General features: G+C 58.9%; 21 protein-coding genes. 10 read left to right on the forward strand and 11 right to left on the reverse strand.

The features are described from left to right. Positions 1-43 precede the first annotated feature (43 nt). The gene (locus KW838_RS00700; protein ID WP_218500031.1) at positions 44-1,168 is read right to left on the reverse strand and encodes a sugar diacid recognition domain-containing protein; all 1,125 of its coding nucleotides are present in this window, start codon (positions 1,166-1,168) and stop codon (positions 44-46) included. A gap of 170 nt (positions 1,169-1,338) precedes the next feature. On the opposite strand from KW838_RS00700, the gene KW838_RS00705 reads away from it, so the two are divergent. The 3 genes from KW838_RS00705 to rarD all read left to right on the forward strand — a co-directional run bounded on the left by KW838_RS00705 (position 1,339) and on the right by rarD (position 4,926). Further along, positions 1,339-2,649 (forward strand): MFS transporter, encoded by a 1,311-nt coding sequence (locus KW838_RS00705; RefSeq protein ID WP_218500032.1) that lies wholly within the window; start codon positions 1,339-1,341, stop codon positions 2,647-2,649. A 184-nt stretch (positions 2,650-2,833) separates the two neighbouring features. After that, positions 2,834-3,847 (forward strand): aldo/keto reductase, encoded by a 1,014-nt coding sequence (locus tag KW838_RS00710; protein ID WP_218500033.1) that lies wholly within the window; start codon positions 2,834-2,836, stop codon positions 3,845-3,847. Positions 3,848-4,044: 197 nt separating this feature from the next. After that, complete coding sequence (gene rarD, locus KW838_RS00715) at positions 4,045-4,926, forward strand: EamA family transporter RarD (RefSeq protein WP_218500034.1); 882 nt, start codon at positions 4,045-4,047, stop codon at positions 4,924-4,926. Between the two features lie 126 nt (positions 4,927-5,052). Here rarD and hppD read toward each other — a convergent pair whose 3' ends face one another. Both hppD and KW838_RS00725 read right to left on the reverse strand, forming a co-directional pair. Continuing rightward, positions 5,053-6,129 carry a 4-hydroxyphenylpyruvate dioxygenase gene (gene hppD, locus KW838_RS00720; protein WP_008065380.1) on the reverse strand — a complete coding sequence of 359 codons (1,077 nt, stop codon included), beginning with the start codon at positions 6,127-6,129 and terminating at the stop codon, positions 5,053-5,055. Positions 6,130-6,379: 250 nt separating this feature from the next. Then, positions 6,380-7,324, reverse strand: coding sequence for a DMT family transporter (locus KW838_RS00725; protein ID WP_218500035.1), 945 nt, complete (start codon positions 7,322-7,324; stop codon positions 6,380-6,382). Between the two features lie 78 nt (positions 7,325-7,402). Here KW838_RS00725 and KW838_RS00730 point away from each other — a divergent pair, with 78 nt between their 5' ends. The 3 genes from KW838_RS00730 (at position 7,403) to KW838_RS00740 (ending at position 10,516) form a co-directional block, all read left to right on the forward strand. Then, positions 7,403-8,275, forward strand: a complete 873-nt coding sequence (locus KW838_RS00730; protein ID WP_218500036.1) for a LysR family transcriptional regulator — start codon at positions 7,403-7,405, stop codon at positions 8,273-8,275. Between the two features lie 112 nt (positions 8,276-8,387). Further along, positions 8,388-9,920: a cyclic diguanylate phosphodiesterase gene (locus KW838_RS00735; RefSeq protein WP_218500037.1), complete on the forward strand. Its 1,533-nt coding sequence runs from the start codon at positions 8,388-8,390 to the stop codon at positions 9,918-9,920. 233 nt (positions 9,921-10,153) lie between these two features. Beyond that, a complete protein-coding gene (locus tag KW838_RS00740; RefSeq protein WP_007975932.1) occupies positions 10,154-10,516 on the forward strand; it encodes a histone-like nucleoid-structuring protein, MvaT/MvaU family in 363 nt (120 codons plus the stop codon). Positions 10,517-10,679: 163 nt separating this feature from the next. Here KW838_RS00740 and KW838_RS00745 read toward each other — a convergent pair whose 3' ends face one another. Then, positions 10,680-11,198, reverse strand: a complete 519-nt coding sequence (locus KW838_RS00745; RefSeq protein ID WP_102702141.1) for a DUF4946 domain-containing protein — start codon at positions 11,196-11,198, stop codon at positions 10,680-10,682. A 144-nt stretch (positions 11,199-11,342) separates the two neighbouring features. On the opposite strand from KW838_RS00745, the gene gloA reads away from it, so the two are divergent. Further along, positions 11,343-11,894 carry a lactoylglutathione lyase gene (gene gloA / locus KW838_RS00750; RefSeq protein WP_218500038.1) on the forward strand — a complete coding sequence of 184 codons (552 nt, stop codon included), beginning with the start codon at positions 11,343-11,345 and terminating at the stop codon, positions 11,892-11,894. A gap of 35 nt (positions 11,895-11,929) precedes the next feature. On the opposite strand, the gene ahpF is transcribed toward gloA, so the two are convergent. From ahpF to KW838_RS00765, 3 genes are all read right to left on the reverse strand, one after another. Beyond that, positions 11,930-13,492, reverse strand: coding sequence for an alkyl hydroperoxide reductase subunit F (ahpF, locus tag KW838_RS00755; RefSeq protein ID WP_218500039.1), 1,563 nt, complete (start codon positions 13,490-13,492; stop codon positions 11,930-11,932). Between the two features lie 132 nt (positions 13,493-13,624). Further along, positions 13,625-14,188 (reverse strand): alkyl hydroperoxide reductase subunit C, encoded by a 564-nt coding sequence (ahpC, locus tag KW838_RS00760; protein ID WP_007975937.1) that lies wholly within the window; start codon positions 14,186-14,188, stop codon positions 13,625-13,627. 138 nt (positions 14,189-14,326) lie between these two features. Continuing rightward, entirely contained in the window at positions 14,327-15,265 is a 939-nt protein-coding gene (locus KW838_RS00765) for a site-specific integrase (protein WP_218500040.1), read from the reverse strand. Between the two features lie 296 nt (positions 15,266-15,561). On the opposite strand from KW838_RS00765, the gene KW838_RS00770 reads away from it, so the two are divergent. After that, positions 15,562-16,572 (forward strand): DNA-binding protein, encoded by a 1,011-nt coding sequence (locus KW838_RS00770; protein ID WP_218500041.1) that lies wholly within the window; start codon positions 15,562-15,564, stop codon positions 16,570-16,572. Here KW838_RS00770 and gorA read toward each other — a convergent pair. After that, positions 16,569-17,927, reverse strand: a complete 1,359-nt coding sequence (gene gorA, locus KW838_RS00775; protein WP_102702147.1) for a glutathione-disulfide reductase — start codon at positions 17,925-17,927, stop codon at positions 16,569-16,571. The two genes, KW838_RS00770 and gorA, sit on opposite strands and share 4 nt — an antisense overlap. Before the next feature lie 130 nt (positions 17,928-18,057). Next, complete coding sequence (galU, locus tag KW838_RS00780) at positions 18,058-18,897, reverse strand: UTP--glucose-1-phosphate uridylyltransferase GalU (protein WP_102702148.1); 840 nt, start codon at positions 18,895-18,897, stop codon at positions 18,058-18,060. A gap of 290 nt (positions 18,898-19,187) precedes the next feature. Here galU and KW838_RS00785 point away from each other — a divergent pair, with 290 nt between their 5' ends. Continuing rightward, a complete protein-coding gene (locus KW838_RS00785; protein ID WP_102702149.1) occupies positions 19,188-19,376 on the forward strand; it encodes a hypothetical protein in 189 nt (62 codons plus the stop codon). A 205-nt stretch (positions 19,377-19,581) separates the two neighbouring features. Next, positions 19,582-19,863, forward strand: coding sequence for a hypothetical protein (locus tag KW838_RS00790; protein ID WP_015094930.1), 282 nt, complete (start codon positions 19,582-19,584; stop codon positions 19,861-19,863). Between the two features lie 11 nt (positions 19,864-19,874). Here the strand turns inward: KW838_RS00790 and KW838_RS00795 are convergent, their stop codons facing one another. Together KW838_RS00795 and KW838_RS00800 are read right to left on the reverse strand one after the other, a co-directional pair. After that, entirely contained in the window at positions 19,875-20,105 is a 231-nt protein-coding gene (locus KW838_RS00795) for a hypothetical protein (protein WP_102702150.1), read from the reverse strand. Positions 20,106-20,177: 72 nt separating this feature from the next. After that, positions 20,178-20,534: a hypothetical protein gene (locus KW838_RS00800; protein ID WP_102702151.1), complete on the reverse strand. Its 357-nt coding sequence runs from the start codon at positions 20,532-20,534 to the stop codon at positions 20,178-20,180. Positions 20,535-20,582 lie beyond the last annotated feature (48 nt).

Consider the following 20,582-nt stretch of genomic DNA (forward strand, 5'->3'; position numbering starts at 1 on the left):
ATCTTGCTTTTTAAAATCAAAAGATCGCAGCCTGCGGCAGCTCCTACAGGGGGCCTGCTTCGGTTTGCGGGAGGAGTTGGACGCCGAGGTACAACGCGAGCATCCCATCGAGTCGCAGCGGGTCGACGCCGCTGAGCTCGGCAATCCGCTCCATGCGATAACGCAGGCTGTTGCGATGGATGCCCAGCGCATCGGCGCAGGCCTGGCTCTGGCCGTCGTGTTCACACCAACTGCGCAGGGTCGCCAGCAACTGACCATTGCTGTCCTTGGCAATGACCTTGCGCAGCGGGTTGAGCAATTCGTCGAGGGCGTCGTCGTTGCGGTGGCGCCAGAGCATCACCGGCAGCCGATAGCGGTTGAGCGTCAACAGCCGGGAGCGCGGCAACACTTCGCGCCCGTAGGCCAGCAAGTCACCGACCCGGCGATAGCAGCGACGCAACCCCGCCAGCCCATCGGCTTGCCCACCGACGGCAATGCGCAGGATGTTCCAGCCGAGGCCGTCAAGCTTGTCCAGCAAGCGCTCGTTCTCCACCGACTGACTCGCCGGCCGACACCAGAGCAACGAAGTTTTGGCCGAGCTGACGCACCAACTGTCCGGGTGGCGGGTGGTCAACCAGGCACTCAGTGCCTCGACGGTTTGCCCCGCCGCGTGCTCCAGGCCCAGTTCGAACAGGTACGGCACCCGGGTCATTTGTGGCTTGAGGCCCAACTGCTGCGCTTCATCGATCAGTCGCGGAGAGTCCCCGGCTTCGCTGAGCAGCAGCGCCAGCAGATCATCGCAACGCTGGCGCCGCCATTGCTGTTCGGCCTGCTGGTTGCGCTGGGCTACCAGCATCTCGGCGGTCATGCGCACCAGTTCGGCATAGGTGCGCAGTTGCTCGGGTTCGCCGGTGATACCCAATACGCCGATCAGGCGCTGATCGAGCAACAGCGGCAGGTTGATGCCCGGCTGCACGCCCTTGAGATGAATCGCCGTCTGCGCATCGATCTCCACCACGCGGCCGTTGGCCAGGACCAGTTGCGCGCCTTCATGCCGGGTGTTGACCCGCTCCGGTTCGCCGCTGCCCAGGATCAGGCCCTGGCTGTCCATGACGTTGACGTTGTACGGCAGGATGGCCATCGCCCGGTCGACGATGTCCTGGGCCAGGTCGTGATCGAGTTCGAACATGCAAGTGATCCTTGAAGACGGTGATGGAACGGGTTGTTCACCCGCACAGGCCTTGGTTGCAAACCCTGTGCTCAGGCACAAAGACAGCCACCCTGAGGGTGGTCGAGACTCTCTGGGCGATCAACGTTACCCTTTGCATCGCAAAAAATCATAATAAAGAGAGAGCCGCCATGACACAGAGCGCCGTAGCGTCCGAGGCCATCGCTGACGACAAAAACGCCGTCTACAAGCGCATCACCCTGCGTTTGATCCCCTTCATTTTCATCTGCTACCTGTTCAACTACCTCGACCGGGTCAACGTTGGATTTGCCAAGCTGCAGATGCTCGACGCGCTGAAGTTCAGCGAAACCGTGTACGGCCTGGGCGCCGGCATCTTCTTTATCGGTTACGTGCTGTGCGGCGTGCCCAGCAACCTGGCCTTGACCAAATTCGGCCCGCGGCGCTGGATCGCGCTGATGATGATGACCTGGGGCACGCTGTCAACCTGCCTGCTGTTCGTCACCACGCCCACCGAGTTCTATACCCTGCGCCTGTTCACCGGCGCCGCCGAAGCCGGGTTCTTCCCAGGCGTGGTGCTGTATCTCTCGCAGTGGTTCCCGACCTTCCGCCGTGGCCGCATCATGGCGCTGTTCATGTCGGCGATCCCGGTCTCCGGCCTGCTCGGCAGCCCCTTCTCCGGCTGGATTCTCAACCACTTCGCCGCCGGCCAGGGCGGCCTCGCCGGCTGGCAGTGGATGTTCCTGCTGCAAGGCATTCCGACCGTGATCCTCGGTGCACTGGCTTATTTCCTGCTCAGTGACAGTTACGCCAATGCGAAATGGCTGACCCCCTTCGAGCGTTCGGTGCTCGAAGCCGACCACGCCGAAGACCTGGCCAACAAACCGAAAACCACCACCGACTCGCTGCTGGCGGTGTTCAAGAACCCGGCGATCTGGGCCTTCGGTCTGATCTACTTCTGCATCCAGAGCGGCGTGTACGCGATCAACTTCTGGCTGCCATCGATCATCAAGAACCTGGGCTTCAGCGATAACCTGGTGATCGGCTGGCTCAGTGCGATTCCGTACCTGCTGGCGGCGGTGTTCATGCTGGTCGTGGGCCGCTCGGCGGACCTGCGCAAGGAGCGTCGCTGGCATCTGGTGGTGCCGATGCTGATGGGCGCGCTGGGGCTGCTGATCGCGGTGAACTTCGCCGCCAACCCGGCCATTGCGATTCTCGGCCTGACCATCGCCACCATGGGCGCCCTCACCGGCCTGCCGATGTTCTGGCCGGTGCCGACCGCCCTGCTCAGTGCCGGCGCTGCCGCCGGTGGCCTGGCGCTGATCAACTCGATGGGCCAGATGGCTGGTTTCCTCAGCCCGTACCTGGTGGGTTGGGTCAAGGACAGCACCGGTTCGACCGATGCGGCGCTGTACCTGCTGGCGGGTGTGATTGTCTGCGGCAGTCTGCTGGCGTTGCGCATGACTCGTACGTTGCGCGCCTGATCCCCACAAATCCGGTGTGGGAGCGGGCTTGCTCGCGAAGGCGGTGGGTCAGACAACAATATTGTCGACTGATCCACTGCCTTCGCGAGCAAGCCCGCTCCCACATTTGATTCGATTTGCGTTTGCTCCAGGGTGCTGTTCTGGTATCTGATTGAACCTTTCCCACCGGTAAAAGGATTTGCTCATGAGCTATCGCACACTGGGTCATTCGGGTCTGCAGGTGTCCACCCTGACCTTGGGTACCATGATGTTCGGCGAACAGACCAGTACCGAAGACTCCCTGCGAATCATCGACAAGGCCTGGGACCAAGGCATCAATTTCATCGACACCGCCGACGTCTACACCAACGGCCGTTCCGAGGAAATCGTCGGCGAGGCCATCGCCAGCCGCCGTCATGAATGGGTGCTGGCCACCAAGGTCGGCTTCGGCCCCGTGGACGGTGTGCCCAACCGCAGCGGTCTGAGCCGCAAGCATCTGTTCAACGGTATCGACGCCAGCCTGACGCGCCTGGGCACCGACTATCTGGACATCTACTACCTGCACCGTGAAGACCACAACACGCCGCTGGACGTCACGGTCTCGGCCATCGGCGACTTGATTCGCCAGGGCAAGATCCGCTATTGGGGCCTGTCCAACTATCGTGGCTGGCGCATCGCCGAAGTGATTCGTGTGGCTGACAAGCTCGGCGTTGACCGGCCGGTGATCAGCCAGCCGCTGTACAACATCGTCAACCGCCAGGCTGAAACCGAGCAGATCACGGCGGCACAAAACTACGGTCTGGGCGTGGTGCCCTACAGCCCGCTGGCGCGCGGGGTGCTCAGCGGCAAATACGCGCCGGATGTGAAACCGGACGCCAACAGCCGTGCCGGCCGCCAGGACAAACGCATCCTGGAAACTGAATGGCGCGTCGAATCCCTGCGCATCGCCCAACAGATCCAGCAGTACACCCAGGAGCGCGGCGTCGGCATCGTCGAGTTCGCGATTGCCTGGGTGCTGAACAACAGCGCCGTGACCTCGGCCATTGTCGGGCCGCGTACCGAAGCGCAATGGGACGCCTACACTAAGGCGCAGGCGGTGAAGATCACGGCCGAGGACGAGGCGTTCATCGATTCGCTGGTGACACCGGGGCATGCGTCGACACCGGGGTTCAATGATGTGAGCCATTTTGTGTCGGGGCGTAAACCGCGCAATAGCTGATCTACCCTTTCCCATGTGGGAGCGAGCTTGCTCGCGATAGCAGATTCACATTCAACATCAATGTTGGCTGGTGTACCGCTATCGCGAGCAAGCTCGCTCCCACAGGTTCCGTGTTGATTGATCGGTCAATATTCGTCTGAAAAAACACGTATCCTCTGCGCCCGTTTCACTCTCACTCAAAATCACGCGAGGACAGCTTGTCTAAAGGTATCGCTCTATCGGTTTCAGCCTCGGTGCTGTTTGCCGTCATGTATTACTACACGTCGCTGCTCACCCCCTTGAGCGGCGTGGAAATCTTCGGTTGGCGCATGCTGCTGACCGTGCCGTGCATGACCGTGTTCATGGTGGTGTCCGGCGAGTGGAAGCGCGTGCTGGAGATCGTACGGCGCGCCGTGGCCGATCCGAAGCTGATTGGCGCGCTGATCGCCTCCTCTGCCCTGCTCGGCGTGCAATTGTGGCTGTTCATGTGGGCGCCGCTCAACGGCTACAGCCTGGATGTGTCCCTCGGTTACTTCCTGCTGCCGCTGACCATGGTGTTGACCGGGCGGATCGCCTATGGCGAACGCCTGTCGTACCTGCAAAAAGTCGCCGTGGTGTTCGCCTGCCTGGGCGTGGTCAACGAGGTGTATCAGGTCGGTGGTTTTTCCTGGGCGACCTTGTTGGTCTGCATTGGTTATCCGACTTACTTCGTTCTGCGCAAACGGCTGGCAGCGGACAACCTTGGCGGCTTGTGGCTGGACATGGCGTTGACGCTGCCCGTGGCCTTCTGGTTCGTTCAGAGCGGTGCACAGGGTTTTGGCGTGTTTGACCAGCATCCATGGTTGTCGCTGTTGATCCCGCTGCTCGGCGTGATCAGCGCTTCAGCGCTGGTGGTCTACATCATTGCCAGCCGTCTGCTGCCGTTCAGCCTGTTCGGCTTGTTGAGCTACGTCGAACCGGTGTTGCTGCTGGGTGTGGCGCTGCTGTTGGGAGAGAGCATCAAGGCCGGCGAATGGCTGACCTACATCCCGATCTGGATGGCGGTGCTGGTGCTGGTGTTTGAAGGGTTCAAGCATCTGGTGCGACAGCGCAGGCCTTAACCACCGACACAAAACAATGTGGGAGCGAGCTTGCTCGCGATAGCGGTTGTACATTCAACATCAATGTTGACTGAGACACCGTCATCGCGAGCAAGCTCGCTCCCACAGGTTTATCGGCGTAATGGTTTAGTCCGTGGACAACACGCCACGACGAACCTGGTCACGCTCGATGGATTCGAACAGCGCCTTGAAGTTGCCTTCGCCGAAACCGTCGTCACCCTTGCGCTGGATGAACTCGAAGAACACCGGGCCCATCAGGGTTTCCGAGAAGATCTGCAACAGCAGACGCTTGTCGCCCGACTCGGACGAACCGTCCAGCAGGATGCCCCGCGCCTGCAGTTCGCCCACCGGCTCGCCGTGGTTCGGCAAACGGCCTTCGAGCATTTCGTAGTAGGTGTCCGGCGGTGCGGTCATGAAGCGCATGCCGATGCTTTTCAGGTGATCCCAGGTCTTGAGCAGGTCATCGGACAGGAAGGCAACGTGCTGGATGCCCTCGCCGTTGAACTGCATCAGGAACTCTTCGATCTGCCCGGCGCCCTTGGACGACTCTTCGTTCAACGGGATGCGGATCATGCCATCCGGTGCGGTCATGGCCTTGGAGGTCAGGCCGGTGTACTCGCCCTTGATGTCGAAGTAGCGGATTTCGCGGAAGTTGAACAGCTTCTCGTAGAAGTTGGCCCAGTAGGCCATGCGACCGCGATACACGTTATGGGTCAGGTGATCGATGATCTTCAGGCCGGCACCGACCGGGTGGCGGTCAACGCCGTCGAGGAACACGAAGTCGATGTCATAGATCGAGCTGCCTTCACCGAAACGGTCGATCAGGTACAGCGGCGCGCCGCCGATGCCTTTGATCGCCGGCAGGTTCAGTTCCATCGGGCCGGTTTCGATGTGGATCGGCTGGGCGCCGAGCTCCAGGGCACGCTTGTAGGCTTTTTGCGAATCCTTGACGCGGAACGCCATGCCGCACACCGACGGGCCGTGCTCGGCCGCAAAGTACGAGGCGACGCTGTGGGGTTCGTTGTTGAGGATCAGGTTGATCGCGCCCTGACGATACAGGTGCACGTCCTTGGAGCGGTGGGTCGCGACCTTGGTGAAGCCCATGATCTCGAAGATCGGCTCCAGGGTGTTCGGGGTCGGCGATGCGAGCTCGATGAATTCAAAGCCCATCAGGCCCATTGGGTTTTCGTATAAATCTGCCATGGTTGGCGCCTCATCATTTTTTATCAATTAACTAAGGTTAGTTGTAAGCAATGCTGAGACCGCTGGGTGGCGCACAGGAGATGCCTCGCACACTGCGGGCGAGAAAATCACCGTAGATCAGTTGAAACCCGAATATCTTCATTGTCGACCCAAGGCTCTTGCGGGCGAGGCTTCTGCTGCCAGAAGACGATTATTATTGTATGCGTAACCCGATTCTACACAGCGTAAATCAATTTGTCCGCCTTCTGTATCAAATCCCCTTTTTCCTTACCCGCGCAAGGGGTTTGTTGCAGAGGAAAATCCCCGCCAGTATCAGCCCGCCACCCAGGCACATGGCCAGCGTCAGCGGCTCATCGAGCAACAGCGCCCCCAGGATCACCGCTGTCAACGGGTTCAAGGCAATGAACACCCCGGAACGCGTCGCACCGATTGTGCGGATGCCGTCGTAGTAGCCAATGTACGCCAGCGCCGAACCCAGCACGCCGAGGTACAAAAGGCTCAACCATTGCTGCGCACCCAGATGGGCGATCGCGGTGACACTCACCTCGCCACGGACGATGCAGGTCATCCAGAGCATGACGGTGCCCAGCAGAATCGAATACGTCACCGTTTGCACCGGTCCGAGGGTCAGGTTCAGCTCTCTGGAGCACAGCGAGTAGACACCCCAGCCGAGCACGCAGCCAAAAATCAGCAGATCGCCGATCCAGGCATCGGTACCTGCGGCCAATAATTGCGGGTTGCGACTGACGATCACCATGCTCGCGCCCACCATGCAGATCGCGATACCAGCGACTTTCGCCCGGTTCAAACGCTCCCCGAACAGCAACCAGGAAGCCAGCCCGATCACCGCCGGGTTCAGCGCCACGATCAAGGATGCCCGTGAAGCGTTGATGTAATGCAGCCCATAAAAGAAGCACAGGTTGTAGAAGAAGATCCCGAAAAAGCCAAGCAAGACCAATTGCCGCCATTGCCGGGCGCTGGGCCGGAGCAGTGGTATCCGCGCCATTCGTACAAACAGCAGCAATGCCACGCTGGCCAGTAAAAACCGCAGGCTGGCAGCCAGCAGCGGGCTGAGGCCGTCGGCCAGAAAGCGTCCGGCAACGAAGGTGCCGCCCCACACCATGCTGACCCCCGCCAGTTTCAGGTACACCGGCAGATCCGAGGGTTTTGACAGGGTTTGCTCACAGATCGTCATAAGATTCCAGGACCGGATGTCGGAGAGATGACCTATCATTCAACTAATACTCAGTCATCGTAAAATGAGCAAAAACTCATGACCCTCACTCAACTGGAGATTTTCTCCCTCGTGGCCGAACTCCACGGCTTCACGCTGGCGGCCAATCGCCTGGGCATTTCTCAATCGGCGGTGTCCCATGCCTTGAAGTCTTTGGAGCAGGAGCTGGGGGTCGAGTTGTTGCGCCGGCATCAAACCCGGGTCGAGCCAAGTGACATTGGCCAGCAGTTGCTGCTGCGCGCCCGAGCGATGCTGGGCCTGGCCAACACCCTGCGCCAGGAAGCGGCCGATGCCCGGGGCATGAAACGCGGCACGCTGCGTATCGGCTCGTTCGGGCCGACTTCATCGATCAAATTGTTGCCGTTGATTCTGCAGCAGTACCGCGCCGCCCATCCCGGCATAGAAGTGCATATCGACGAAGGCCCTGACCGCCAGGTGCTGCAGTGGCTGGAGGAGCGACGGATCGACATCGGCTTCGTGGTGTTGCCCGAGGAGCGTTTCGACACGGTCGCGCTGATCGAAGACCAGATGGTCGCGCTGCTGCCCGCCGACCACCCGCTGGCGGTTCACGACAGCCTGAACCTCAAGGACCTGTGCGACTTCCCGTTTGTGCTGACCGAAGCCGGGTCTTCGGAGCTGGTTTCACGCCTGTTCACCGCGGCCCGACTGACGCCCAACATCCGTTATCGCTGCTCACAGTTGATGAGTACCCTGGATGTCGTCGCTCGTGGCGACGGGGTGACGGTAGTCGCCGAAGGTTCGTTGCCCAATCAATCAGACAGTCGCTATGTGAAAAAACCGCTATCACCGACGGTGGTGCGCCAGGTCGGCCTGGCGGTACTCGATCGACGCCAGGCATCACCCGCGACGCTGGCCTTTATCGAACTGGCCGCACGCCTCGACCTGCGTTGAGCGGCATAACCGCCTGGGGCCAACTATCATGGCCATTACCCAAACTCTTTATGGGAGGCGTATTGCCCTGCCAGTTGTTGAGAGCCTTACTTCTTCGTGACGGGATTCGCGAATGCCGCTGAAAGCCAAAACCCGCAGTCGCAGCACGAAAATTGCTGTCACATTGCTCTGTGGATTGCTCCCGGTGCTGCTGGGGGCCACCATTCTTTACATACAGGCAGGGCGTGCGCTCAAGCAAGACACCGAACAAACCGCCGAAGAAGCGGTTCGTCAGTTCGACTTGATGCTCGACAACGCCGCCCAGGCCGCTCGCGAACTGCTGCCGATGGCCGGCCAACGTTGCGGCGAGGTCAATCTGGCGCTGCGCGAACAGGTCACCCGCCGCCCATTCGTGCGCTCGACCAGTCTGGTGTGGGATAACAACCTCTATTGCAGTTCGCTGTTTGGCGACTATCAGGAGACGGTCAGCCCCGGCGACTACACCCAGGGCGCTTTGTGGCTCATGAGCGGCAATCCGGTGACGCCCAACGCCTCCTTGCTGGTGTACCGCCTGAGCGAAGGAAAAAAAGGTGCCCTGACGACCCTCTATGGTTATCACTTGGGCAACGTTCTGCGCTTGATCGGCCGCCAGACCTTGCTGGTACTGCAGGTTGGCCCGGACTGGATGTCAGCCGATGGCAAGGTTCACACCGGTGCCGCGCCTGAACTACCCGTTGCCCAGAGCCGCTTGACCTCCGGGCACTATGCCTTTGCCGTGGAAGCCGGTTTCCCCAAAGGCGAAACCTGGCGATACATGAGCAGCGAGTATCCTCCCCTGTTCAGTCTGCTGATTTTCTTCGGTGTGATTGCCGGGTCAATTGGTCACTTCCTGCAAAAGCGCTCCTCGGCCCCCACCCAGGAAATGCAACGGGCACTGGAAGCCGCAGAGTTCATTCCGTATTTCCAGCCCGTGGTGCATGGCGACAGCAAACGCTGGTCCGGTGCTGAAGTGCTGATGCGCTGGAAACATCCAAAGGAAGGCCTGGTGCGTCCCGACCTGTTCATCCCTTTTGCCGAGCACTGCGGACTGATCGTACCGATGACCCGTTCGCTCATGCGACAAACCGCCGCCCTGCTCGCGCCGCAATCCGCCGGATTCAACAAACCCTTTCACATTGGTATCAACATTACCGCCAGCCATTGCCAGGACCTGGACCTGGTCAAGGATTGCCGCGAGTTCCTTGATGCGTTCGAGCCAGGCTCGATCTACCTGATACTGGAACTGACCGAACGCGAACTGATCGAGCCAACGGCGATCACCCTGCAACTGTTCGAGCAACTTCGCGAACTGGGCGTGAAGATCGCCATCGACGATTTCGGCACGGGTCATTCAAGCCTTGGTTACCTGCGGCAGTTCAATGTCGACTTCCTGAAAATAGACCAGAGTTTTGTCGCCATGATCGGCATCGACACCCTCTCCAGCCACATCCTCGACAGCATCATCGACCTGGCCGTCAAACTCGACCTTGCCCTGGTGGCCGAAGGTGTCGAAACCCGTGAGCAGAGTGATTACCTCAGCGCTCGTCAGGTCAACTTCCTGCAGGGTTATCTGTTCGGCAAACCCATGCCCGGGGCGGAATTCATTAGTGCATTAAGCGACCATTAACTCGAAAATTTAATCGATAAAACAACGACTACAGGCATAAATTTGAATCAAGACACTACTGGCGTTACATGAAGAAAAAGACAGGATTTACTCTTGGCCAATTAACTACTACAATTTTTCCTGCCTGCGCTAATTTGGCAGGTGAGCCACTATCACCGAGTCGCTTCAAGGCTCTTGGCTTATAGCTTTGTTTGCGGTTGGTATCAGCCAAATACACTATTGGAGTAAAGATATTGTCCAGACTCGCTGAATTTCGTGCAGCCGAAAAGGCCCTTCAAGAACAGCTCAAGCAGTTGGAATCCCTGAAGAACGATGCCGGGCTCAAGAAAGAAATCGAATTCGAAGAGAAGCTCCAGGGCTTGATGAAAACCTATGGCAAGAGCCTGCGCGACATCATCGCCATTCTCGACCCGAATCCGGCAAAATCCGGCCTGCAGGCAGCAGCACCGAAAACCCGCCGCGCTCGTGTGGTCAAGGTTTATCAGAACCCGCACACCGGCGAGCTGATTGAAACAAAGGGCGGCAATCACCGCGGCCTGAAAGCCTGGAAAGAACAGTACGGTGCAGCCACCGTCGATTCCTGGCTGCGCGGCTAACTCTCGCGGCGACAAAAAAGCCCTGCTTATGCAGGGCTTTTTCATGGGCTATCTAAATGCCCGCGGCGAGCACAAGACAACTACCTGACCGCCAACTACTTTGTGCTTAATCCATTTGGATATCTAAAATTTTTTTCATGCATCGAAAAAGCACTGTCGCCAACTAAAGTTTCAAGCTGTTACGGGCAGCGTCTATTTCATCCTGGCTCGCCTTATAAGCCTCGGCCTGCCCTGCGTAGGAAAAAACATAGGCCTTATCCGCATCCACCGCAGCCACCAATGTTTGCGAAAGCACATGGCGGCCGTTTTGCGTGACGGTGCAGGTTGTTTCCAGCGCGGCCAATCGACTCAAGGTAGTCGAATGAATTCGCGTGCAAACACTTTGATAACCACCCTGAAAGAAGTCTTTTTGAACTGACTTTCGCATCTCCAGCAATACGCCTTCGAGGTTTACCTGATGATCGCTTTGCACCGGGCTCATGGTCAGCTCCATCACCAGGAGCGGCGATCCATCCTGATCATTTTTCACCGCCCGCTGGCGACTGACGCCCGACGCTGAGTCTGGGACGTCTTCGATCTGCCAGCCTTGCGGCCAGGTCACGACTGGCGCATCGGCACGCGCAGCGCCCGCCAGCGAAAACACGCCCAGCAGGATAAACAGCAGGTTACGGAATCGAATCATTGCAATCGGCACTCACGGATCAAGCCGTAAAGTCTGGGCCCAGGCCGGCTGTCAGGCAATAGCCGACTGTTTGGGTTTGGTGATGTCCGAACCCTTGCGTATCATTGTCACCATTCGTTAGCCCACATATTTCCCGGAGGGCCCATGAGCCTGCACGAATTGAACACCTTCCCCGGCGTCACCGCCCAGCCGGACACCGCTACGCAGAAATTTGTCTTCAACCACACCATGCTGCGGGTCAAGGACATCACCAGGTCCCTGGACTTCTACACACGCATCCTGGGTTTTACCCTGGTGGAAAAACGCGACTTCCCGGAAGCCGAGTTCAGCCTGTATTTCCTGGCGCTGGTCGACAAAAACCAGATCCCCGCCGATGCCGCCGCGCGCACCGAGTGGATGAAATCGATCCCCGGCATTCTGGAGTTGACCCACAACCATGGCACCGAGAACGATGCGGATTTCGCCTACCACAATGGCAACACCGATCCGCGCGGTTTCGGCCATATCTGCATTTCGGTGCCGGACATCGTCGCCGCCTGCGAGCGCTTTGAAGCGCTGGGCTGCGATTTCCAGAAACGCCTGAGCGATGGCCGCATGAAGAGCCTGGCATTCATCAAGGACCCGGACGCCTACTGGGTCGAGATCATTCAGCCCGCTCCCACATCGGTAATGTGCAAGACACAAAAAACCCCATGATCGCTCATGGGGTTTTGTGTTTTCAGCGCCGGGTTTTATGCCGGGGCGGACGTGCGGATCAGGTGATCGAAGGCGCTTAGCGAAGCCTTGGCGCCCTCGCCCACCGCGATCACGATCTGCTTGTACGGCACAGTGGTCACGTCGCCGGCGGCGAACACACCCGGCACCGACGTTTCACCGCGAGCATCGACAATGATCTCGCCACGGGGTGACAGCTCGATGGTGCCCTTGAGCCAATCGGTGTTGGGCAGCAAACCGATCTGCACAAAGATCCCTTCCAGCTCCACGCTGCGCACTTCGTCGCTCTGGCGATCCTTGTAGCGCAGGCCGTTGACCTTCTGACCGTCGCCGGTGACTTCAGTGGTTTGCGCACTGGTGATCACGGTGACGTTCGGCAGGCTGTGCAACTTGCGCTGCAACACCGCATCGGCGCGCAACTGAACATCGAACTCCAGCAGCGTGACGTGGGACACGATACCCGCCAGGTCGATGGCCGCCTCGACGCCGGAGTTACCGCCGCCAATCACTGCCACGCGCTTGCCCTTGAACAGCGGGCCGTCGCAGTGCGGGCAGTACGCCACGCCTTTGTTGCGGTATTGCTGCTCGCCCGGGACGTTCATTTCACGCCACCGCGCTCCAGTTGCCAGAATCACGGTCTTGGCTTTGAGCGATGCGCCGCTGGCGAAGTGAATCTGGTGCAACTCGCCATTTTTGCCGGGCACCAGTTTGTCGGCACGCTGCAGATTCATGATGTCGACGTCGTACTGCTTGACGTGTTCTTCCAGGGCCACGGCCAGTTTCGGCCCTTCGGTTTCCTGCACCGAGATGAAGTTCTCGATGGCCATGGTGTCCAGCACCTGACCACCAAAACGCTCGGCCGCGACGCCAGTGCGAATGCCTTTACGCGCCGCATAGATGGCAGCCGAAGCACCGGCCGGGCCACCGCCGACCACCAACACGTCAAAGGCTTCCTTGGCGCTGATTTTCTCGGCCTGGCGTTCAATGCCACTGGTGTCGATCTTCGCGAGGATTTCTTCCAGGCCCATGCGGCCCTGACCGAAGTTCACGCCGTTCAGGTAGATGCTGGGCACGGCCATGATCTGGCGCTCATCGACTTCAGCCTGGAACAGCGCGCCGTCGATGGCGACGTGGCGAATGTTCGGGTTCAGTACCGCCATCAGGTTCAGCGCCTGGACCACGTCCGGGCAGTTCTGGCACGACAGCGAGAAGTAAGTCTCGAAGTTGAACTCGCCTTTGAGCGAGCGAATCTGTTCAATGACTTCGACACTGGCTTTGGACGGATGACCGCCAACTTGCAGCAAGGCCAGCACCAGCGAAGTGAATTCATGGCCCATCGGGATGCCGGCAAAACGCAGGCTGATGTCGGCTCCCGGGCGATTGATCGAGAACGATGGCTTGCGTGCATCATCACCGTTGTCGAGCAACGTAATCTGGGTGGAAAGACTGGCAACGTCTTTCAACAGTTCGAGCATTTCCTGGGATTTCGCACCGTCGTCGAGGGAAGCAACGATCTCGATCGGCTGGGTGACCCGTTCCAGGTACGATTTCAACTGGGCTTTAAGATTGGTGTCCAACATACGGGCGATTTCCTTTTTGCTTTTGCGAAGACATAAAAAACGCCCGAGCGAATCTCGCCCGAGCGTTTTTATTGGGCGGTGCAGCTTGCTTAGAAGGTGCGGAAGTCCGCCCTGATGAAGCGCGTCACAGACTTAGATCTTGCCGACCAGGTCCAGGGACGGCGCCAGAGTGGCCTCGCCTTCTTTCCACTTGGCAGGGCAAACCTGGCCCGGGTGAGCGGCGACGTACTGGGCTGCCTTGATCTTGCGCAGCAGCTCGGAAGCGTCACGGCCTACACCGCCGTCGTTCAGTTCAACGATCTTGATCTGGCCTTCCGGGTTGATCACGAAGGTGCCACGGTCAGCCAGGCCTGCTTCTTCGATCAGCACGTCGAAGTTGCGGGAGATGGCGTGGGTCGGGTCGCCGATCATGGTGTACTGGATCTTGCCGATGGCTGGCGAAGTGTTGTGCCAGGCAGCGTGGGCAAAGTGGGTGTCGGTGGAAACGCTGTAGATCTCGACGCCCAGCTTCTGGAAGGCGTCGTAGTTGTCAGCCAGGTCTTCCAGCTCGGTCGGGCAGACGAAGGTGAAGTCGGCCGGGTAGAAGAACACGACAGACCACTTGCCTTTCAGGTCAGCGTCCGAGACTTTTACGAAGTCGCCATTTTTGAATGCGTCAGCTTTGAACGGTTTAACTTGGCTGTTGATGATAGGCATCGTTGACTCTCCGTCAGGGGTTAAGAAGTTGATGGAGAGAACTTTACCCACTCGACGAACGGAAGGCTCATTGGCAAACCTGATGCTGCTGATTGGCTTTCGCTATTAGCCGGCTCTATTTATAGAAGAAAACGATCTCTAGGACTCGATCTGCTTTTCCGTAAGGCGCGCCATCCCGAGGAACGGGCTGGCTTCGATGTAGCGCATGGCCGACTTCATGTCCTTCCAGCCCACATAACTCATCAGCGACTTCAGATCCCAGCCACTTTGATGCGCCCAGGTCGCAAAGCCGCGGCGCAAGGAATGGCTGGTGTAGAGTTCGCCGGCAATGCCTGCGCGTTCCAGCGCCTGGCGCAACAAGGGAATCACGCTGTTGGCGTGCAACCCCTCCTCACCCAGATGCCCCCAGCGATCGATGCCACGAAACACCGGCCCACGCACCAGTGCCGCTTCGGTGATCCAGTCGATGTAAGCCTGCACCGGACACAAACGCTGCAAGGCCGGCGTCTGATAAGTCTTGCCGAGGTTGTCGCGATCACTCTTGCTGCGCGGCAGATAGAGGCTGATGCCGGAACCGGCGCTGGCCTGCACGTGTTCCACCTGCAGCCTGCACAACTCGTCGCTGCGAAAGCCGCGCCAGAAGCCCAGCAGGATCAACGCCATGTCGCGCCGGGCCCGCAACAACCCCGGTCGGTCGCCTTCGGCCTTTGCGATTTGCACTTCCAGCTCCAGACGACTGACCACCTGCTCCAGATGCTGAAGCTGCAAAGGTTCGGCCTGTTTTTCCTGGGCGGGGTGCAGCGCGCGGATGCCCTTGAACACCTTGCGCACCACCGGCGCCTTGGTGGGGTCGGCAAAACCCTGGCTGTTGTGCCACTGCGCCAAGGCCGACAAGCGCAGCTTCAGCGTATTGATCGACAGCACCCCGGCATGCGCCACCAGGTAGCGCGCCACGCTGTCGCCGGTTGCCGGCAGAAAACCGCCCCAGGTGACTTCGAAGTGTTCGATGGCCGCCCGATAGCTGCGACGGGTGTTGTCGCGAGTCGCGGCTTGCAGATAGCGATCCAGATCGCTCATAGGGCATGAACCTGTTTTAACCGACTGACTGTAGGAGCGAGCTCGCTCGCGATGATCGTTAACGATGACGCTGGTAGGCAGGTGCCCCGCGGCGGTCTCGTGTTTATCGCGAGCAAGCTCACTCCTACAAGGGTTTGTGTACGGAAATAGCGCGAGGAATACCTCAAAATTGCCATCACACGGGGTAATACCAGTATATCCCGTGCTAAATACATTCAGCATTTAACTTTATCAATTGAATGGTACAATGCGTATTTTCGTGGTACGTACCACATCAACAAAACCCGGGAGATCTCATGGCACGCGGCGGTGTAAATAAAGCGGTGGTGCAAGCCGCTCGGTTGGCGATCCTCGCCCGTGGCGAAAACCCCAGCATCGATGCCGTACGGATCGAAATGGGCAATACTGGCTCGAAAACCACGATTCATCGCTACCTCAAAGAGCTCGATGACAGGAACGAGACGGTCGAAGCGCCAGCGGAACCGATTGACGACGAACTGATGGCGCTGGTGGCGCGGCTCGCCCAAAGACTCAAGGAGCAGGCGCAGGAACCCATCGACCAGGCGCGCACGCAGTACGAGGAACAACGCAAGGCGCTGGAAAACCAGCTCGGTGAAGCGCAAGAGGCCAACAGCGAACTGCATCAGCAATACGAGTTCCAGAGCCTGGCACTGACTCAGGAATCCGAGGCCCTGCAAGAAACCCGCGCCACGCTGCAAACGGAGCAAACCCGTAACGCCGGGATGAACCAGGCGCTGGCCGATTTCGAATTGCGCTTGAAAGACAAGGACGAGCAGATCCGCTCCCTTGAGGAAAAGCACCTGCACACCCGCGACGCGCTGGAGCACTACCGCAATGCGGTCAAGGAACAGCGCGAACAGGAAATGAGTCGCCACGAAGGCCAGGTGCAACAGCTACAGATGGAACTGCGCCAGGCACAACAAAGCGCCCTGGTACGCCAGGATGAAATCACCCAGTTGCACCGCGACAACGAACGCTTGCTGACTGAAAACCGCGGCACACTGCGCGAGCTGAGCCTGCTGCAGGAACAGCTCAAGCAAAGCAATACCCGTCAGGATCAGTTGCTGGATCAGGCTACCCGTGTCGACGGCGAGCGCACCCTCCTCCAGGAACGCCTGCGCGTCGCCCTGCTGGAAAGCCAGGCACTCAAACAGAACGTCGATGAGCAGTCACAGCTCAACAAGTCACTGGAAATTGAACTGACCAGGACCCGGACGGAACTGGAAGAACGCGTACGTCTGGCCGCGACCCTTGCGGCAGCGGCAGACGCAGCGAAGGACGATTAACCGGCGACCGGCGTGCGCATGGTGACGAACTCTTCGGCGGCCGTCGGGTGCACGCCGATGGTTTCGTCGAAGTCGCGCTTGGTGGCGCCGGCTTTCAAGGCAATCGCCAGGCCCTGGACGATTTCACCGGCTTCCGGGCCGACCATGTGGCAACCCAATACCTTGTCGGTCTTGGCATCCACCACCAGCTTCATCAGCGTGCGCTCCTGGCATTCTGTCAAGGTCAGCTTCATTGGCCGGAAGCGGCTTTCGAAGATCTGCACGTCGTGGCCGGCTTCGCGAGCCTCTTCTTCGGTCAAGCCGACGGTGCCGATGTTCGGCAGACTGAACACCGCCGTCGGGATCATCTTGTAATCCACCGGACGATACTGCTCAGGCTTGAACAGGCGTCGTGCAACCGCCATGCCTTCAGCCAGCGCGACCGGCGTCAGTTGAACACGGCCGATCACATCGCCCAGCGCCAGGATCGACGGCTCGGCGGTCTGATACAACTCATCAACCTCGACAAAGCCTTTCTTGTCGAGTTTGACCCCGGTGTTTTCCAGGCCGAGATTGTCCAGCATCGGACGACGCCCGGTGGCGTAGAACACGCAATCGGCTTCCAGCTGGCGGCCGTCCTTGAGCGTGACTTTCAGGCTGCCATCGGCCTGCTTGTCGATGCGCTCGATGTCCGCGTTGAATTGCAGGTCCATGCCACGCTTGGTCAACTCTTCCTGCAAATGCTTGCGCACGGAAACGTCAAAGCCGCGCAGGAACAGTTCGCCACGGTACAGCAGCGTGGTCTCGGCGCCCAGACCGTGGAAGATCCCGGCGAATTCGACCGCAATGTAGCCACCGCCGACCACCAGCACCCGCTTGGGTAGTTCTTTGAGGAAGAATGCCTGGTTGGAACTGATGGCATGCTCGTGCCCCGGAATTTCCGGAATCTGCGGCCAGCCGCCGGTCGCGATCAGGATGTTCCTGGCGGTAAAGCGCTCGCCATTGATCTCGACCTGATGCGGATCGACGATCTTCGCGTGCCCCTCATGCAAGGTCACGCCGCTGTTGACCAGCAGGTTGCGATAAATGCCATTGAGGCGATTGATCTCGCGGTCCTTGTTGGCGATCAGCGTCGCCCAATCGAACTGCGCTTCATCCAGGCTCCAGCCAAAGCCGGATGCCTGCTCGAAGTCCTCGGCGAAGTGCGCACCGTAGACCAGCAATTTTTTCGGCACGCAGCCGACGTTCACACAGGTACCGCCCAGGTAGCGACTCTCGGCCACCGCCACTTTCGCGCCAAACCCGGCGGCAAACCGCGCAGCCCGTACACCGCCGGAACCGGCACCAATCACATAAAGGTCAAAATCGTAGGCCATTTTCAATCTCCTCGGCAGGCCAACAGCATACCTGCGGACATTTGTGGAGCAAGTGCTGAACACGATATGAGGCCGGAAAATGAAAAAGCCACCCGAAGGTGGCTTTTCGATACAAACAGGACGCCAGCTATCAGTAAGCCTTGCCCGTCTTGTAGAAGTTCTCGAAGCAGAAGTTGGTCGCTTCGATGTAGCCTTCGGCGCCACCGCAGTCGAAACGCTTGCCCTTGAACTTGTAGGCCATGACGCAGCCGTTCTGGGCCTGCTTCATCAGGGCGTCGGTGATCTGGATTTCACCGCCCTTGCCTGGCTCGGTTTGTTCGATCAGGTCGAAGATGTCCGGGGTCAGGATGTAGCGGCCGATGATGGCCAGGTTCGACGGTGCGTCTTCCGGCTTTGGCTTTTCAACCATGCTGTGTACGCGGTAGATGTCGTCACGGATCATCTCGCCGGCGATCACGCCGTACTTGTTGGTTTCTTGCGGATCGACTTCCTGGATGGCCACGATCGAGCAGCGGAACTGCTTGTACAGCTTGACCATCTGGGTCAGCACGCCGTCGCCTTCGAGGTTGACGCACAGGTCATCCGCCAGTACCACGGCGAACGGCTCGTCGCCGATCAGCGGGCGGCCGGTGAGGATCGCGTGGCCCAGGCCTTTCATTTCGGTCTGACGGGTGTAGGAGAAAGAGCATTCGTCGAGCAGCTTGCGGATGCCGACCAGGTATTTTTCCTTGTCGGTGCCCTTGATCTGGTTTTCCAGCTCGTAGCTGATGTCGAAGTGGTCTTCCAGGGCGCGCTTGCCGCGGCCGGTGACGATGGAGATTTCGGTCAAGCCGGCATCCAGTGCTTCTTCGACGCCGTACTGGATCAGTGGCTTGTTCACCACCGGCAGCATTTCTTTGGGCATGGCTTTAGTCGCTGGCAGGAAGCGAGTACCGTAACCGGCTGCTGGGAACAAGCATTTCTTGATCATATAAGTCCTTGAAAGGGCTGTGTGTACGAGTTTCGGCGCAGTCTAATCAGGCGGCGTGCACCTTACAATGCCCCCGCGCTGGCTAACTGATGCCAACATAGAGAATTATTCTGGCGGATAGTTCCCTGTGAGGTTGCACAGGCGATTGCACAGCCTCTTATGCATAGCAGAGACTGGCGCAAATGCACGGCTTTCTAACGCCCGGAACCGATCACCATACGCTCATCGGCACCCGTTGCGCGCGTTTGCCGGTATCATGACGCGATTGAACCAGACAACGAGGCAAATAGATGTCGGAAGCAAAAAGCGTCAACGGATTCCTGATCAACAAGGCGAAAGACGGTCAATGGTGGGTGGCCAGTGTCGCCGGTGAAAATATCGCCGGGCCTTTCCCTTCCGAAGCCCTGGCAATCGAAGTGGCCTCGGTGCTGGAACTTGAGCACCCGGAACCCAAGCGACGCGGCAAGGACAAGAGCTGATCGACGCCCCCTCTCGAATAGCCCTGTCTTAGCACAGGGCTTTTTTATGGCGCTTCACGGAATCCCGGGGAACACTGTAGGAGCTGCCGAAGGCTGCGATCCTTTGATCTTGATCGAAACACCGAAAAAGAAGTGGCCTTTGGCTATAACCTTTTGAATCCGGCGCTGTCTCAGCCTTAGCCCACCCCCTGACGATGATCAAACTATGAATAAAATTTTGCCTTTGCTAGCGGTATTGGCCCTGAGCGGCTGCGCAACGTCGGAAGAAACCTACCTGGGCAATGGAGAGCAGGGCCTGACGATCGATTGCTCGGGAGAGGCCAATTCCTGGGCCGCCTGCTACGAAAAGGCCGATGCCTCCTGTGCAGGAACCGGCTACCGGATTGTCGGCACCGACGGCACGCCAGCGCTCAAGGTCAGTGAAAAAACCCTCGGCGCCGATATCGGCAATTACAAGAACCGCAGCGTCGTGGTGGTCTGCAAATAAGGGGCTCGGCCCTACAGATGAATTTCGGCGAACTTGATCCCGAGTCCGCGTACTGTTTCGATCAACTCGTCGAGTTTGCCAAAGGACTCGACTTCGTCATTGTCATCCACCAGGAAATAGCTGCGCCCGGCGCTTTTCTTGAAAAACACGATCCACTCCCCCAGCTCCGCCGGATTCTGGATCACATGGGTGGCCGTGATAAGTCCCTCTGCATGGCGCTCCCGGACCTGCTCTCGTTTCATAGTCGACTCCAGAAATGACAATGCCGCCAAAAACAGGCCTTGGCGGCATCGGTGCTGTGGGTCGATAGTTTATCAGCCGGAAATGCACTCGGTGGCAGCCTTCTGCACATCCTTTGGACGCACCGGGACATTGGACATGCTCTCGTGCAGCTTGATGCTGCTGCCACCCGAGCGCTCTTCAATGTCGAATATGGCTGACGGCCCCGTTGAAAACTTGAGCGGCACGATCACACGCAGGCCATCCTTGTGCGGCTCGATTTGCAAGGCGCCACGACTGTCGGCCAGTTTTTCGCTGAGGCATTGCGCATATTCATGGGGGTTCTTGCCAGAAATCACGCTCATGGTCGGCAGTGACTCGTTGATGTCAGAGACATTCGCACAACCGCTCACCAATGCCGCCAGCGAAACAACCCACAAACCCCACTTCATACAAAACCTCCGATAAAGAGGCTCGGACAACGCAGATGCGTTTTTTCT

The organism is Pseudomonas sp. PDM27, assembly GCF_019219205.1.
Classification (GTDB): Bacteria; Pseudomonadota; Gammaproteobacteria; order Pseudomonadales; family Pseudomonadaceae; genus Aquipseudomonas; species Aquipseudomonas laurylsulfatiphila.